The sequence below is a fragment of the Bacillus sp. RZ2MS9 genome, assembly GCF_001816185.2.
Taxonomy (GTDB): domain Bacteria; phylum Bacillota; class Bacilli; order Bacillales; family Bacillaceae_G; genus Bacillus_A; species Bacillus_A cereus.
On the sequence record NZ_CP049978.1, the window covers coordinates 1,833,244 to 1,848,433 of the forward strand.

Sequence of the window (15,190 nt, forward strand, 5' to 3'; positions counted from 1 at the left end):
TTTGTGGAATGGCTTTTTTATTTTCAAAAATTGAATGTAATATTTTGTTCATACTCCGTTCATAAACTTTGCTTAAAATAATTGCAGCGAATATAGAAAGTTTACAACAGGAGGAATAGAATGAAGAAATTATATAATGCGGCATTTATTTACTTAATTATTGGTTTATTATCAGGTGTATTTGCAAGAGAGTATTCGAAAGCACAAGGAATTAAAGGATCCACAATGTTGCAATTAGTGCATACACATGTATTAGTGCTCGGTTTTGTATTCTTTTTAATTGCTTTAGCCTTATGTAAAGTGTTTCATGTACAAGAAACAAAGAGCTTTTGTGCATGGTTTGTTGTTTATAATGTAGGAGTAATCTTTACTATTGCTACAATGCTATGGAGAGGTCTTCTACAAGTAAATGGAACTGACTTTTATGGTTTAAGCCATATGGCTGGATTAGGTCATGTTATTATAAGTGTCGGGCTCGTTTGGTTTATGATTTTGCTCAAAAAGTCTTTTAAGTAGATAGGAGTGGGAAGAGTATGATAGCACTTTTATCAAGTATTTTAGCGGTTTGTATGGCTGTTGGTGTCATGTTTCTGCGCTTTAAAGCAGCGAAAAAACCGGTAACGAAAAAGAAAATTATATTGCCGCCAATTTTTATGAGTACAGGCGCAACGATGTACTTTTTACCAGAGTTTCGATTAACATCGTTAGAAATAATAGAAGCAATTATTGCAGGGCTTATTTTCTCTGTATTTCTTATAAAAACAACGAAGTTTGAAATAAGAGACGAACAAATATATATGAAACCGTCAAAAGCATTCATATTTATTTTAGTAGGCTTATTAGCTGTACGCGTGGCATTAAAGTCATATTTAAGCCAATCAATTGATTTGGCAGAGTTAAGCGGCATGTTTTTCTTACTTGCATTTGCGATGATTGTGTCGTGGAGAATTGCGATGTATCGCTCGTTTACTAAATTAAAAAAGACAATAAAAAGAGTTGGAATTTCTATATAGGAAATCCAGCTCTTTTTATGTTTTATTAAAATTCTTTAGCTCGGAACTCATTTGCTTAATTTTAAACGTATTTGAGCATCTTGTAATGCAGCAGGTGTAACGTTAAGACCATTTTGATCAACAATTTTTGTGTTTAATAAAATGGAATCTAAGCTTCCACGAAATGTTTGTGTATAGTTTTGGCGCAACATTTGTTGTTCTTGTTTTTCATCAACTGTTAATCCATTCGCTTTTTCTTTTTTTGACAATTCGTTAATACGGAATAAAATGTTTTTCATTTGTTTCACCTCTAGTTAGATTTAATTACATTAGCTACTTACTAATGTATAGTTATTGTAACCTATCTTTTAATAAGTGTCAATGTCTATAAAATGCTTTGTTTTGTATGTGTATGGATGAGAGAGGATGTAAATGAATACTAATACTTGAAATAGAAAAGATGCTAATATACAATACTATGGTAGGGTATAAAGAGTTGTTGTTTTACATTATGAAAGTAATAAGTAAAAAGGAGTATGCAATAATGAATGCAGTAATTTCAAAGAAAGAAACAATCATCTCATATACGATTGCTATTTTATTTATTTTAGCTATGGTAACAGCTGGTGTGTTATTAAATGATCCGGAAGTCATTTTGCCGGAAATAGCAGCGATGGCAATTGCTTTATGGGCGTATCGTGAGCCAGGATGGTTAAGACAACCAGAAAAAATCTTTATTGCACCGTCAATAACAGCTGTTATTGGTTTTGCAGTGAATCAAATGGATATTTCCTATATAGGAAAAGTTAGCTTAACACTTATATTAATGATATTGTTTTTATGTGTTATTCAATCCAATTTAGCACCATCCATTGCGACAGGTTTATTACCGTTAGTAACAAATGCGACGGAATGGTCATTTGTTATCGCGGTATTTGCTTTAACATTTATTTTAATGATAGGTGTTCTTATATTTAAATTGAACAACGGTATTGAGCGAAAAGTGCAAATACAGTATAAATATATGACTGTATTTCTAATACTAAATTTCGTATGGATCAGTTTATGCTGGATAACTGGTTATGAACAATTAGCAGTTATTCCACCAATATTAGTTGTTGTGTATGAATCACTTCAAAAGCCGATGTATAATGAAAAAATGGCTTTTAAACAAATATTAGTATTAACTGCATCGGCAACTGTTGGAACTTTATTGTATTTTGCAATTGATTCATGGATTGTAGTCACGTTATTAAATATGATATTAATGGTTATTTTATTAAAAAGCGTTGGAGTACGTATTCCAGCAGCGTATGCATTTCCATTATTACCACTCGTATTTCCTGATGAAATGATAAAAATGTTACCAGTAGCTTCATTTGTTGCGGGAGTATTTTTATTTGGTGCAGTACTACTGTATAAAAAGTGGGAGATGAAGCAAAAGGACATGTAGAAGAGTTAAATATAATTTTTAAAAAAGGTAAGTTCAAATGAATTGAACTTACCTTTTTGTATGTATTACCAATATAGAGCAGTATCATAAAGTCCGATTAAAATAAGGAGAACACCGGCTATACGTTGAATGTTTTTTCCTATTTTTCGGCTCTTTTTAAGTAGTGCCCCATTTAATCCTAGATAGGAGATGATGGACATTAATACGACGATAGGCAGAGCAGTTCCTATCGAAAAGAATGTAGGAAACAAGTACCCGTAATTATAGGGTAAAGATAAAGGGAGTAACGTTCCGAAAAATAGCACAAACATAGTCGGACAGAAAGCTAAAGAAAAGAAAAAACCAAGTAAAAATGAGCTGACTTCATTTTGTTTTCGAATAAATTTAATAGGGAAAAGGGTAGAGAAGAAATTTCTTCCTCTTATAATATCTGATAATATTAGACCTATTATTATTAATAAAGGTCCGATCAGTTTGCGTAACCATGGGAAATACAAAGTTAATGTTTGTTGAATTTCTTTTCCTAATAACCAGACTAAAAGTCCAAGTGTCGTAAAAGCTATTACTTTTCCTAAAATGAATAACAGTATATGTTTCCAGGTATGTCCCTTTTGTAAAGATTGATTTCCATAAAGTGTAATAGCGCTAATGTTTCCTGTTAATTGGCAAGGAGCAAGTGTACCTACAATGCCTAATAAAAACGCAAATAAAAGAGGTACAGATTTCGTAGCATTCGCGACATCTATTAAAGGAGACATGAGTTGATAGCTCCATGCACTAATTGTTGAAAACACGTCATATTCACCTTTCTAATTTAATTGTAATGTTCCCTCTTTAGTAATCTGTTTCCACGTTTTACCCTCATCGGTAGAAAGGAACACATTTGCTTTCATTGTAGCAAATGCGATTTCAGCTGAATTTTGAGGGTTTTGTGAAATATACATAATTGCATCTTTAGAATCTAAAAGTGGAATTTGTATGTTTGTTTCTTCATTTGTTGCAATTGATTTCTTCGTTACGATTTGCTTATTGATAGGGGCGTAAATAACATCTTCATTACTTAATGTAACTGCGGTCGATTCAAGTGATTTGGAGAATAGTTCAAACTTATTTCCATAATCCGTAGATAAATATACACCGTCTTTAGCACTTACCACGACTACACTAGATTGATCCGGATGTACTGAAAAGGAATGAATCGTACTTGAAAGACCTTTTAACTTACTGTTTTTCCAATCTTGTCCGTTGTTCGTACTGAAATAAAAACCTTGTTGTAATTTAGAATTTGGACGCTCATTGTATAAATAAATTGCTTCCGTATTATATCCGACAGCAAGGTTATGAAAATCAGATTCTCCGTAAAACGCTAGCTTTTCAAGTGTATTACCGCCATCAGAACTTTTCATTAATCCTAAAGGATTTTTTAAATCTGCTCCTGGTTCAGGATGACCGCTGGCAAAGAACCCGTTCTTCGTTGCCTGAAACCCCATATAATCATGTAATCCAGTCTTAGTTTCAAGCCATTTTCCATTTTGATAAACTTTTATCCCGCTATGAGTGGCGATAGAAACCCCAGATATATTTCCTGCATAGCCAATTCCGTGAATGTGCTCGATTTTTCCAGATGTAGTTTCTTTATAGAAGTTTTGCGGACTCGTATTTGCTGTTTCTATATTTTTTGACTCAGATTGCACCGTTTCTTTCTTCACGGGTGCTGTTTCGGTGTTGCTAGAACATCCAGTAATTATGAATAAGGAAGTAATTGCTAACCCTGTTGCTACATAATGTTTCAAAGTTGTGGCTCCTTTCCTATATATGAGATTTTAAGTATATGGAATAAATGTCAAGAAATTGTGGAGTGGTATGCATAATGTAGATTAGATGGGCACTAGTAAGGGGGGATTTTCTTTTTTCTATGAGTACTATTAATTGTCGAAAAATTGTAACAATAATAAAATGAATTGATTAGATCATTAGTTTTTTAATCATACATAGAACGCTAGGGGGATTATCATGAAATCAACATTTTTTGCTCAAAATAGAGAACGATTAGCAAACACATTACCAGAGGGGTCTATTACGATTTTATTTGCGGGACAAGCACCGCATATGTCAGCTGATGCACATTATAAATTTGTACCGAATCGTAATTTTTACTACTTAACGGGAATCGATGAACCAAATGTTATTTTTATGCTGAAAAAGGTTGGAAGTAGTGTTGAAGAAACACTTTTCATTGAAAAGTCAGATCCAGTAATGGAAAAATGGGTCGGTAAAACAGTTTCTAACGAAGAAGCAGAGAAAATTTCAGGTATAAAGAAAGTTGTATATTTAGATAGCTTTGAAAAGACAATGTCAAATATACTTTTTACAGAAAATGCGAAGCATCTATATTTAGATATAGAACGTCGTGATTGGAATGGTACGGAGACAAAAACATTAGCATTTGCTAAACATGTAAGAGAAAAATACCCACACGTAACAATTGGTAATGTATATCCGAACATTTGTGAATTACGAGTATTTAAAACAGAGGAAGAAATTGAAATTATTAAAGAAGCGATTGCTATAACGAAAGACGGTATTTACAACGTACTTAAGCATGCAAAAGCAGGCATGATGGAGTATGAATTAGAAGCACAATTTGATTTTACACTGAAGTCATCTGGCATTAAGTACCATGCGTTCAATACAATTTTGGCGAGTGGGAAAAATGCTACAGTTCTTCATTATGAAGATAATGATGCACAAATTCAAAATGGTGACTTAGTATTACTAGATTTAGGTGCTCAAAAAGACTACTATAACGCTGATATTAGTTATACATTCCCGGCAAATGGAACATTCTCTAGTCGCCAAAAACAAATTTATAATATTGTATTAAAAGCATTAAAAGAAACAACAGAGATTATTAAGCCAGGATTAAAGTTCGCTGCATTAAATGAGCATACAAAAAAGGTACTGGCAGAAGAGTGTAAAGCAATTGGTTTAATTCAAGAAGATGAAGAGTTATCAAAATACTATTATCATGGTGTCAGCCATTTCCTTGGTTTAGATACACATGATGTAGGAACATATAAAGATAGAGTGTTAGAAGAAGGTATGGTTATAACAATTGAACCTGGTCTTTATATTGAAGGAGAATCAATTGGAATTCGTATTGAAGATGACATTCTTGTAACGAAAGACGGGTATGAAAACTTGTCAAAAGATATCATTAGGGAAGTTGAAGAAATTGAAGAATTTATGAGTGTAAATAATGAACATGTAAAAGGAAACCAAGCTGTAGTTAAATAATAAAAGAGTCATCACTAATTTATTTGAACTTTATCTCGAATCGTGGACAATTAAAAAATCCATGATTCGGGATAGGGTTCTTTTCTTCGAAATACTAATCTTTAATTATTAATCCTAATAAAGTAGCAAACTGAACAGCTTGATATGTCGATACTTTACATCCTCTTAAATCGTTCACTGAAACTGTAAGTGTATCAAAGGTAGAAGAACTAATATCTATCCCCTTCAGTGATGTCTGATCAAAATTAGCTTCATCAAGACTACATAATTGGAATTCAACTTTTTTAAGTTTACAGTCAAAAAAATCTGCATTATTTAATGAAGTTTCATTGAAGATGATTTTTTCTAGTTTAGAATTTCCAAATGCCGCTAAATTCAAAATTGAATTCTCAAATTTAACATTTCCTAAGCTAGATCCTGTGAAATTTACTCCGATTAATTTACTGTTTTTAAATTCGACTCTGTGAACAGAAGAATTACTTAAATTAACATTTGATAAATCACAGTTTTCAAAACAAACATCTGTAATATCAATATTGCTAAAGTCTGTATTAGTAAACTTACAGTTTTTTATCACCGCATCATATAACCGCACTCTATCTACAGATTCATTTTCGAAAGTGGAGTCTATAATTTCACACACTTCCAATGTTGGATCTTCTTCATAAAAAATATCTTGAAAATTCTTTGAAGATAACTCTGGTGAAATTTTTGGTCTATCAATTTTCATCGTATATCAATCCTCTTCTATTTGATATATTTGTGTAATTTGAGTCCATTGTCTGTGAGGAACATTAGTTCTTATTATACAGAAATCTAAGTTCTTTTGTGAAGAGCATTTTAGCTGCATTTTTCTTATTTAATAATAGCAGTGTTATTGTTTCTTAAGAAATAACGTCAAAACAAATACGAGAACGGCTAATATAGTCGCTACAAGGAAAGCATTTTGTATTACTAAAATATTCGTCTCTTGTAATGTCTCCGCTTTTAGTAATTTTCCAATTAGCTTACGTAAGAGCTAATTACATCTCCTTATTTTCTTGAAAATCAACTTCTATAATGATTTTGAAAAAGAATAAGGAGGGATTGTCCATGAAGCGAGTTGTATTAGCAGCCGTTACTGTCTCTGTAATATTTTTAATTGCTGCCTGTTCTGTGACGACAAATACAACAAATGATCATAAAAATATGAATGATAACAAAACACTACAGACTGAAACAGCTACAACACCATTGAAGGTTGAAAAAGGGCCAGAAGTTACTTTAATAGCGAAAGAAGAAAAGCAAAAATTAAGTAACGGTGTTATTGTTCCAGTCTGGACATTTAATGGCTCATCTCCTGGTCCAGAAATTCGAGTGAAAAAAGGTGAAAAGGTGAAAGTGACATTAAAAAATGAATTATCTGCACCAGTATCTATTCATTGGCATGGATATCCTGTCCCAAATAACATGGATGGAATTCCGGGCGTGACACAAGATGCAGTTGAACCAGGAAAAAGTTTCACTTACGAATTTGAAGCGAACGTACCAGGAACGTACTGGTATCACTCGCATCAAGATGCTGTAAATCAATTAGATAGAGGTTTGTATGGAGCGCTCATTGTAGAGGATACAAAGGAAAAATATGATAAAGATTACACATTACTGTTGGATGAATGGGTTACAGATAAAGAAGAAATTAAAAAGCAGTTAAAAGAAATGACAAAAGGGCAAATAGGTAATAAATCTAAAGGTGATGAAAATACGAAAAAGAATGATGATAAGAACGGCATGGATCATTCTGGTATGGACATGGGCAGTGATCAAAAAGACTCTGGCAATATGGCAGGAATGGACCATGGAAATATGAAGATGGAAGGTCATGATATGAGTATGTATGATTTATTCACAATCAATGGAAAAAGCGGTGATTTAGTAGTGCCATTGAAAGTGAATAAGGGAGATAAAGTTCGTCTTCGACTTGTTAATGCTGGTTATCTATCACATGATATACATGTTCACGGTCATGATATAAAAGTAATTGCGACAGATGGTCAACCAATAAACAATCCAAAAGTTATAAAGGATAAAGTAATTTCAATCGCACCGGGTGAACGTTATGATATTGAATTTACTGCTAATAATCCTGGGAAGTGGTATGTTGAGGACCATTCAAAAAATAAAGGTGCAAAAGGAATGAAAGCTGTTATTGAGTATGATGGCAGCAAAGAGATGAAAGATAAAGCAGATGAAAAGGGAAAATTAGCGAAATTAGATATGACGAAATATGGTGCTAAAAAATTAGGTAGTTTCACGTTAAATCAAGAGTATACTGCCACATATAATATGGACTTAAATACGCAAATGAATGAAAATGAAATGGTATATACAATTAACGGAAAGGTATTTCCGGATATTGACCCAATTCAAGTAAAAAAGGGTGATTTAGTAAAAGTGAAATTGGTAAATCGTTCTAAAATGGATGATCACCCAATGCATTTACATGGTCACTTCTTCCAGGTGTTGAGTAAAGATGGAAAACCGATAGAAGGTTCTCCGATTGTAAAAGATACATTGAACTTAAAACCAGGAGAAGAATATGAAGTAGCCTTTGTAGCAGACAATCCCGGTGAGTGGATGTTCCACTGTCACGACCTACATCATGCTTCAGCAGGGATGGTAACGGAAGTGAACTATACAGATTATAAATCTGACTATGTTCCAAACCAAAACATTCCTAATAAGCCAGAATAATAGGAAGCAGTTATCCTATGGATAGCTGCTTATTCATTTTTGTTGCAAGTACTAATTTATATGTTGATTATGCCCAGGTGAAGGTGCAGGAGTATGATGTGGGAATGTCGCGAATACGGCAACTATAATTACTACACTAATTGAAAGTAATAACAAAAAACGCTGTTGGATAAAAGTAGAAAAGTTCTCCGATAACAATTGAATCACACAGGACATAGTAATCGTTATAGTAAGTAAAAGGCTAATGAACAATATACTATGAGCTTGTTGAGCGTTTAACATTTCTGTAATCATTGCTCCCATCATACTTGCCATTAATCCAGAGAACAGTCCTTCTAAAGCAGTATATAGGTGAAAACGTAGACCCACTAAAAAACCGATAAAACCACTAATTAAAATAGCAAGTAAAGTAGAATATAGTAATTCCCCCTTAAAGAGAATGCCTAAATAAAAACCAATACTTAAACCGATACTCATACTAAAAGACATAATAAATACCATATACTCCATTAGGGTACCCTTACGTTTAGAAATATTGGATGCAATAAGAATTGAGGTACAGCAAAGTGTTAAGGTAGTTAACGTATAAGCAAACATTATAATACCTCCTTGTCCTATCGTTCATTTCATCATATGTGTACTTATGATAATTTATATCTGCATATTATCTGCACAATTTCATAGATGTAAGCAAAGGAACGCTTGATTTTTTAGGGCGTCTTTTTTAATTGTAAGCATGTGAAAGAAATTGTTATATTATGAGTTTCTATTGTGAAGCCATAAAGAATAAGCGTATAATATTATAGGTCTCACATTTGCGAGACAAACCGCGAATGATAAATAAGATTGTTGTTTTATCATCGCTTCTAAACATATAGACAATGAAAGTAACACTGGAATACAGATAGGGAGTTATAAAATGAAATTAATTATTGCCGAGAAACCAGATCAAGGGTTGGCTCTTGTTTCACAGTTTAAATATCGCCGGAAAGATGGATATTTAGAAGTAGAAGCAAATGAGTTATTTCCAAATGGAGCGTACTGTACATGGGCAATTGGTCATTTGACGCAGTTATGTAATCCAGAGCATTATCACGCAGAGTGGAAAAAATGGTCACTTAATACATTACCGATGATTCCAGAGCGTTTTCAATTTGAAGTAACAAAGTCAAAGTATAAGCAATTTAACGTTGTGAAACAGCTGTTACATAATCCACAGGTAACAGAAATTATTCACGCAGGCGATGCTGGGCGTGAAGGGGAACTAATCGTACGAAATATTATTAATCTTTGTAACGTGCAAAAGCCGATGAAGCGTCTATGGATTTCGTCTTTAACGAAGCAAGCTATTTATCAAGGGTTTAAAAATTTACTTGACGAATCAGATACAATTAATACGTATTACGAAGCATACACAAGATCTTGTGCTGACTGGGTTGTTGGTATGAATGCATCACGTGTGTTTAGTATTTTGCTAAAGAAAAAAGGAATGAATGATGTATTTTCTGCTGGTCGTGTCCAAACACCAACGTTAGCATTGATTGTAAAGCGTGAGAAAGAAATTGAAAACTTTAAGTCAGAGCCTTTCTGGGAAGTATTTGCAACCTTTAATATAGAAGGAAAGAAATATGACGGAAAATGGGAAAAGGATAATGAATCCCGCTTAAAAGACCCTGATATGGCGAATAAAATTGCGGCATTTTGCCAAGGGAAACCGGCTGTTGTGAAGGAAATGAAAACGGAGCGTAAAGAGTTTCAGCCGCCGCTTTTATTCAACTTATCATCACTGCAAGCAACGGCAAATAAAGCCTTTAAGTTTTCACCGAAAAAGACGCTTGATATAACGCAAGCACTCTATCAAAAAGGGATTGTTTCTTATCCACGTTCAGATTCTAACTATGTTACACAAGGAGAAGCAGCGACGTTCCCTGATATTTTACAGAAGTTAAGTCAATTTGATGAATATAAAGGCTTATTACCGGCACCAATTGAATCCATTATGAACAATAAGCGTTATGTGAATGAAAAGAAAGTAACAGATCACTACGCAATTATTCCGACAGAGCAAGTTACAAACCCAAGCAGACTATCAGGTGATGAAAAGAAAATATACGATATGATCGTAAGAAGGCTTATTGCAGCTCATTATGAAGTTGCAATCTTTGACTATACAACGATTGTAACGCTTGTAGATGAACGTGCTGAATTCATTTCAAAAGGAAAACAGCAAATTCAAGAAGGTTGGCGTAAAGTTATTTTCCAAGACGATAAAGATGACGAAACCATTCTTCCAATTGTAGCTGAAGGTGAAGAAGGAAAAGTTGTAAAGGTGAAAGTGAAAGAAGGAAAAACACAGCCACCGAAGCGTTATACAGAAGGACAACTTATTACGTTAATGAAAACAGCCGGTAAGTATTTAGAGAATGAAGAGCTAGAGAAGGTATTGAAGAAAACAGAAGGTTTAGGTACGGAAGCGACCCGCGCGGGTATTATTACGATGTTGAAAGACCGTAAATATATAGATGTAAAGAAAAACCAAGTGTATGCGACTGATAAAGGAAAAGTATTAATTACCGCAATTGGTGACAAAATACTAGCTTCACCGGAAATGACTGCGAAATGGGAACAACGTCTTGCGGAAATTGGTGAAGGTACAGCATCACCAGCAACTTTTATGGAACAAACGAAAAAGCTATCAGCTAAAATTATTGAAGATGCAGTGGAAATGTCTGAGAAGTGGGATTTCACTGGACTACATGTTGAATCGATTGAACGAAAAGGATCGAAATTTACAACGGGTAAAAAGGTTGGTAGCTGTAAAAAATGTGATGGCGATGTAATTGATAAGTCAACGTTTTACGGTTGTTCTAACTATAATACAACGCAATGTGATTTCACCATTTCAAAGAAGATATTAAGTAAAACAATTTCGCAAAAGAATATGACAAAGCTCTTAAAAGGTGAAAAGACCGATTTAATTAAAGGCTTTAAAAAGGGCGAGAAAACGTTTGATGCGAAATTAGAGTGGAAAGATAATAAGATTAATTTTGTATTTGAGAATTAATTTGTTAAAAGAGCATGACATAAAACTGTCATGCTCTTTTGTTTTTCTTTGAAATGAAATTTAACGATAAAAAAAATGCTTTAAATAATAAAATTTTATTGTAAAACGATAAATTTTATATTAAAATCAAAATCATAATAAATGAGTGAAGTACTTTTGTTAAAAGGTAACAATCTTATTTTTTTAATTAGAGGAGGTATAATTATGAACAGTAACAATTTGATTGTTAAACATATGGATAACCCCCATGAGTTGGAGAAGATGTATAGAAAAGATCCGAAAGCTTTTAAAAAAGCATTCTCACAAGCATGGGACCAAACCCCTGATTCCCAGGTTCTAGCTGCTTGGTATGAAAGGTTGCATTTCAAGGAGAAAGTAAATAAAGAAAAAACATCTTTGTTTCAAAAAGGTTTCTTGTTCATGGGCCTTTTAGCTATTCTGGCCGGCATAAGCACCAGGATCATTTTCCACTTTGTTGAGCAGGAAGCAATTGCTCCAATAAACTTGGCTTTTGGTGTAATTCCCTTTATTGCTGCTTATTTTGTTTACAATAATAAGCCGAAAAAAAGTATTATTTATTCCCTTATAGCGTTATTCCTAGTTTCCGGGGTGTATCTTAATACGTTGCCAATAAATTATAAAGACAGTACCATACTTGCTTATTTACATCTTCCTATATTTTTATGGGTCTTAGTAGGGCTTGCGTTTACAGGAAATGAATATTCAAAAGGCGGTACAAGATTAGCCTATATTAAATTTAATTTAGAATATTGTCTTCTCTACGGGAGCATGGCAGTGAGCGGAATGATACTAGCAATATTCACCATGCGTTTGTTTAGCTTTGTTGACTTAGATATAGGAGAATTCTATTTTAGTAATGTTGTTTTATTTGGAGCAGCGGCTCTCGCTATTGTGGCTGCATACTTAGTATCAATGAATCTTAAGCTTGCTAAAAATATTACACCATACATATCTAAAATCTTTAGTCCGCTTGTCCTGGTCACATTGTTTATTTATCTTATAACGATAATTTTGGTCGGGAAAAACCCGTTCTTGGATCGTAATTTCCTAATGGCATTCAACGGAATACTGCTTGGTGTATTGGCTGTTACTATATTTTCTATCGTTGAGAGTGACTCGGACGAGAAAAAGAACATTTCAGATTATATAAATTTTTCCTTAATTGTTCTGGCACTTATTATTGACACTGTCGCATTGTCAGCCATAGTATTCAGACTTTCTTCTTACGGGATTACGCCTAATAGACTTGCTGTTTTAGGAGTAAATGTACTGATTTGGGCAAATCTCATTTGGATTATGTTTTCCTATATGCGTTTCTTGCAAAACAAATCAGGACCGACAGCTATCCAAGATGCCATTACGAAGTATTTGCCAATCTACGGACTTTGGGCAGCTTTCGTTATATTTACGTTTCCTATCATTTTTAATTAGAAAGGATCTGTTAATGTAACGAAAGGTTAATTCTCTATAACATATAAAATTTTTAGAGCCCATCGATTTATAATTGGTAGTATTATGTTTGTAGTTTCGGTAATTTCATTTGTAATGATAAATAAGAAATAAGTATTGTATGTAATCTTTCCATAATAAAAAACGTCCCAAAATGGGACGTTTTTTATTATGCGTATTGCCGTTTTTTCTTAATAAGCAACAAAACTTGTGACACACAAGCTAGTACTGGTAACTCAATCAATGGTCCAATAACGAGTGCAAGTGCGATAAGAGGTTCGTCTGGAAAAGCGGTTACAGCGATAGCGAGTGCAACAGGTGAGTTTCTTGCTAACGTTGTTAAGCTTAGACTTACTGTATCTTTGTAAGATAAATGCATCATGCGCCCGATAAATTGTCCTAGTAAAAAATTAATGATGAAGAACAATAGAACAGGAACGAGTAATAATAAAACAACATTCATATTTTGTAGTAAATATTTACCTTGTGATGCAAACATCGCTACTATTGCTAAACTTAAAAATACAATTTGAGCAGAGCTGAAAAACGGAATGAGTTTATTCTCGAGAGTTTCAGCTTTTTTCATTTTATTCATAATGAACTTTGTAGCGTGTGCAAGTATAAATGGTAAGACGATTACGATAACAATACTTTCTACTAAAACAGAAATCGCTACAGTTTTCATGACACCAGCAAATAAAAATAAATAAATGGGAAGGAGTAGAACTTGCAAAATTAAATTTACAGGTAAAATTGCAGTAGAAAGTGCTACATTACCTTTCGCTATTTCAGTAAAGATTAAGTACCAATCTGTACATGGAGTAACCATTAACATTATAAATCCAACCCAAAGTGCTGGATGATCGGAAAGAAATAGTGCTCCTAACCCCCAAGCGAGTAAAGGTGTCCATAAGAAGTTAATAGTAAGACTTGTTCCAGCAAATTTTAAATTGCGAAATCCGTTTTTTATTTCTTTTAATGGAATGCTGAGGAATAATCCATATAGCATGAAAAATAAGAAGGGGACAATAAATTTGTCTGAATACGTATGTATCATATTAAATTGTCCGAGTACGATGCCGCATGTAACAGCAAAAAGAATAATAAAAGTTTGAATCTTTTCTATAGTGCTCATGAATAAATCCTTTCTATATATGAATTTTCCTCTCTAAGTTTATTATACAAGTAATAAAGATGTATTTGGTGTTCAATTGTATCTCGCTTAATATTTTTAAGTCGAGATTTTATTTTTTATTAAAAGTTACTTGACTAAAGTAAGTGACTATATTACAATCACTTACATAAGGTAATTAAATAACAAAAAGTTGCAATGGCGTAACTTAAGGTATCTATTGGAACTTTTTCTTAGAATAAGAATTTTTATGATGATGAATAATGAATATGAAAAGAAAGATTAGGTGAAGAAAATGGGACTATTTAGCTCATTATTTGGTAAAAAAGAAGAAAATAAGAATGTAGAGGGGAATAAAAAAATGTCAAAAGTATTATTTGTAAAAGCAAACGATCGTCCAGCGGAGCAAGCAGTTAGTTCAAAAATGTATGAAACATTTGTAAGTACTTATAAAGAAGCAAATCCAAATACAGAAATTACGGAATTAGATTTATTTGCATTAGATCTTCCTTATTACGGAAATATCGCGATTTCAGGTGGATATAAACGTAGCCAAGGTATGGAGTTAACAGCTGAAGAAGAGAAGGCAGTTGCTACAGTAGATCAATATTTAAATCAGTTTTTAGAAGCTGATAAGGTTGTATTTGCATTCCCATTATGGAACTTTACAGTACCAGCACCATTAATCACATATATTTCATACTTGTCTCAAGCTGGAAAAACGTTTAAATATACAGCAAATGGCCCAGAAGGTTTAGTTGGTGGTAAGAAAGTAATTGTGTTAGGTGCTCGTGGTTCAGATTACTCTTCAGAACAAATGGCTCCTATGGAAATGGCAGTTAATTACGTAACAACTGTACTTGGATTCTGGGGAATTACAAATCCAGAGACAGTTGTAATTGAAGGACACAATCAATATCCAGATCGTTCACAACAAATTGTTGAAGAAGGTCTAGAAAACGTTAAAAAAGTAGCAGCAAAATTTTAATTCATGATAGTAAATGGAAAAACCAACATGGATGACCATGTTGGTTTTTTAGTCTATTTTT

General features: G+C 33.2%; 14 protein-coding genes. 8 read left to right on the top strand and 6 right to left on the bottom strand.

Annotation, left to right across the window (positions count from 1 at the left end):
- Positions 1-120: 120 nt before the first annotated feature.
- Together BHV55_RS09495 and BHV55_RS09500 are read left to right on the top strand one after the other, a co-directional pair.
- Positions 121-516: a DUF2871 domain-containing protein gene (locus tag BHV55_RS09495; RefSeq protein WP_000737863.1), complete on the top strand. Its 396-nt coding sequence runs from the start codon at positions 121-123 to the stop codon at positions 514-516.
- 17 nt (positions 517-533) lie between these two features.
- Positions 534-1,013 (top strand): CcdC family protein, encoded by a 480-nt coding sequence (locus tag BHV55_RS09500; protein ID WP_070757081.1) that lies wholly within the window; start codon positions 534-536, stop codon positions 1,011-1,013.
- 47 nt (positions 1,014-1,060) lie between these two features.
- On the opposite strand, the gene BHV55_RS09505 is transcribed toward BHV55_RS09500, so the two are convergent.
- Positions 1,061-1,291, bottom strand: coding sequence for a DUF896 domain-containing protein (locus tag BHV55_RS09505; protein ID WP_000789773.1), 231 nt, complete (start codon positions 1,289-1,291; stop codon positions 1,061-1,063).
- A gap of 245 nt (positions 1,292-1,536) precedes the next feature.
- Between BHV55_RS09505 and BHV55_RS09510 the strand changes: the two genes are divergently transcribed.
- On the top strand, positions 1,537-2,445 hold the full coding sequence (locus tag BHV55_RS09510; protein ID WP_070757080.1) for an HPP family protein: 909 nt from the start codon (positions 1,537-1,539) through the stop codon (positions 2,443-2,445).
- A gap of 65 nt (positions 2,446-2,510) precedes the next feature.
- On the opposite strand, the gene BHV55_RS09515 is transcribed toward BHV55_RS09510, so the two are convergent.
- The gene (locus BHV55_RS09515; protein ID WP_238143103.1) at positions 2,511-3,239 is read right to left on the bottom strand and encodes an urease accessory protein UreH domain-containing protein; all 729 of its coding nucleotides are present in this window, start codon (positions 3,237-3,239) and stop codon (positions 2,511-2,513) included.
- A gap of 15 nt (positions 3,240-3,254) precedes the next feature.
- Entirely contained in the window at positions 3,255-4,238 is a 984-nt protein-coding gene (locus tag BHV55_RS09520) for a F510_1955 family glycosylhydrolase (protein WP_070757079.1), read from the bottom strand.
- Positions 4,239-4,458: 220 nt separating this feature from the next.
- Between BHV55_RS09520 and BHV55_RS09525 the strand changes: the two genes are divergently transcribed.
- Positions 4,459-5,742, top strand: coding sequence for an aminopeptidase P family protein (locus BHV55_RS09525; RefSeq protein ID WP_000842970.1), 1,284 nt, complete (start codon positions 4,459-4,461; stop codon positions 5,740-5,742).
- A 94-nt stretch (positions 5,743-5,836) separates the two neighbouring features.
- On the opposite strand, the gene BHV55_RS09530 is transcribed toward BHV55_RS09525, so the two are convergent.
- Positions 5,837-6,472, bottom strand: coding sequence for a pentapeptide repeat-containing protein (locus tag BHV55_RS09530; RefSeq protein WP_000687273.1), 636 nt, complete (start codon positions 6,470-6,472; stop codon positions 5,837-5,839).
- A 362-nt stretch (positions 6,473-6,834) separates the two neighbouring features.
- Between BHV55_RS09530 and BHV55_RS09535 the strand changes: the two genes are divergently transcribed.
- Positions 6,835-8,475, top strand: coding sequence for a multicopper oxidase family protein (locus tag BHV55_RS09535; protein ID WP_070757078.1), 1,641 nt, complete (start codon positions 6,835-6,837; stop codon positions 8,473-8,475).
- A gap of 51 nt (positions 8,476-8,526) precedes the next feature.
- On the opposite strand, the gene BHV55_RS09540 is transcribed toward BHV55_RS09535, so the two are convergent.
- Positions 8,527-9,072 (bottom strand): hypothetical protein, encoded by a 546-nt coding sequence (locus tag BHV55_RS09540; protein WP_000458530.1) that lies wholly within the window; start codon positions 9,070-9,072, stop codon positions 8,527-8,529.
- Positions 9,073-9,394: 322 nt separating this feature from the next.
- Here BHV55_RS09540 and topB point away from each other — a divergent pair, with 322 nt between their 5' ends.
- Together topB and BHV55_RS09550 are read left to right on the top strand one after the other, a co-directional pair.
- Positions 9,395-11,539, top strand: a complete 2,145-nt coding sequence (gene topB, locus BHV55_RS09545; protein WP_000766766.1) for a DNA topoisomerase III — start codon at positions 9,395-9,397, stop codon at positions 11,537-11,539.
- A gap of 204 nt (positions 11,540-11,743) precedes the next feature.
- Positions 11,744-12,991 carry a DUF4153 domain-containing protein gene (locus BHV55_RS09550; protein ID WP_070757077.1) on the top strand — a complete coding sequence of 416 codons (1,248 nt, stop codon included), beginning with the start codon at positions 11,744-11,746 and terminating at the stop codon, positions 12,989-12,991.
- A gap of 187 nt (positions 12,992-13,178) precedes the next feature.
- Here the strand turns inward: BHV55_RS09550 and BHV55_RS09555 are convergent, their stop codons facing one another.
- A complete protein-coding gene (locus tag BHV55_RS09555) occupies positions 13,179-14,144 on the bottom strand; it encodes an arsenic resistance protein (protein ID WP_000103811.1) in 966 nt (321 codons plus the stop codon).
- Between the two features lie 292 nt (positions 14,145-14,436).
- On the opposite strand from BHV55_RS09555, the gene BHV55_RS09560 reads away from it, so the two are divergent.
- The gene (locus tag BHV55_RS09560) at positions 14,437-15,129 is read left to right on the top strand and encodes an FMN-dependent NADH-azoreductase (RefSeq protein WP_070757076.1); all 693 of its coding nucleotides are present in this window, start codon (positions 14,437-14,439) and stop codon (positions 15,127-15,129) included.
- Positions 15,130-15,190: the final 61 nt, after the last annotated feature.

Bases quoted from the DNA above. Each gene is read 5' to 3' on its own strand.
- BHV55_RS09495 (WP_000737863.1), top strand. From the start codon at position 121: ATGAAGAAATTATATAATGCGGCATTTATTTACTTAATTATTGGTTTA.
- BHV55_RS09500 (WP_070757081.1), top strand. From the start codon at position 534: ATGATAGCACTTTTATCAAGTATTTTAGCGGTTTGTATGGCTGTTGGT.
- BHV55_RS09505 (WP_000789773.1), bottom strand. From the start codon at position 1,291: ATGAAAAACATTTTATTCCGTATTAACGAATTGTCAAAAAAAGAAAAA.
- BHV55_RS09510 (WP_070757080.1), top strand. From the start codon at position 1,537: ATGAATGCAGTAATTTCAAAGAAAGAAACAATCATCTCATATACGATT.
- BHV55_RS09525 (WP_000842970.1), top strand. From the start codon at position 4,459: ATGAAATCAACATTTTTTGCTCAAAATAGAGAACGATTAGCAAACACA.
- BHV55_RS09530 (WP_000687273.1), bottom strand. From the start codon at position 6,472: ATGAAAATTGATAGACCAAAAATTTCACCAGAGTTATCTTCAAAGAAT.
- BHV55_RS09535 (WP_070757078.1), top strand. From the start codon at position 6,835: ATGAAGCGAGTTGTATTAGCAGCCGTTACTGTCTCTGTAATATTTTTA.
- BHV55_RS09540 (WP_000458530.1), bottom strand. From the start codon at position 9,072: ATGTTTGCTTATACGTTAACTACCTTAACACTTTGCTGTACCTCAATT.
- topB (WP_000766766.1), top strand. From the start codon at position 9,395: ATGAAATTAATTATTGCCGAGAAACCAGATCAAGGGTTGGCTCTTGTT.
- BHV55_RS09550 (WP_070757077.1), top strand. From the start codon at position 11,744: ATGAACAGTAACAATTTGATTGTTAAACATATGGATAACCCCCATGAG.
- BHV55_RS09555 (WP_000103811.1), bottom strand. From the start codon at position 14,144: ATGAGCACTATAGAAAAGATTCAAACTTTTATTATTCTTTTTGCTGTT.
- BHV55_RS09560 (WP_070757076.1), top strand. From the start codon at position 14,437: ATGGGACTATTTAGCTCATTATTTGGTAAAAAAGAAGAAAATAAGAAT.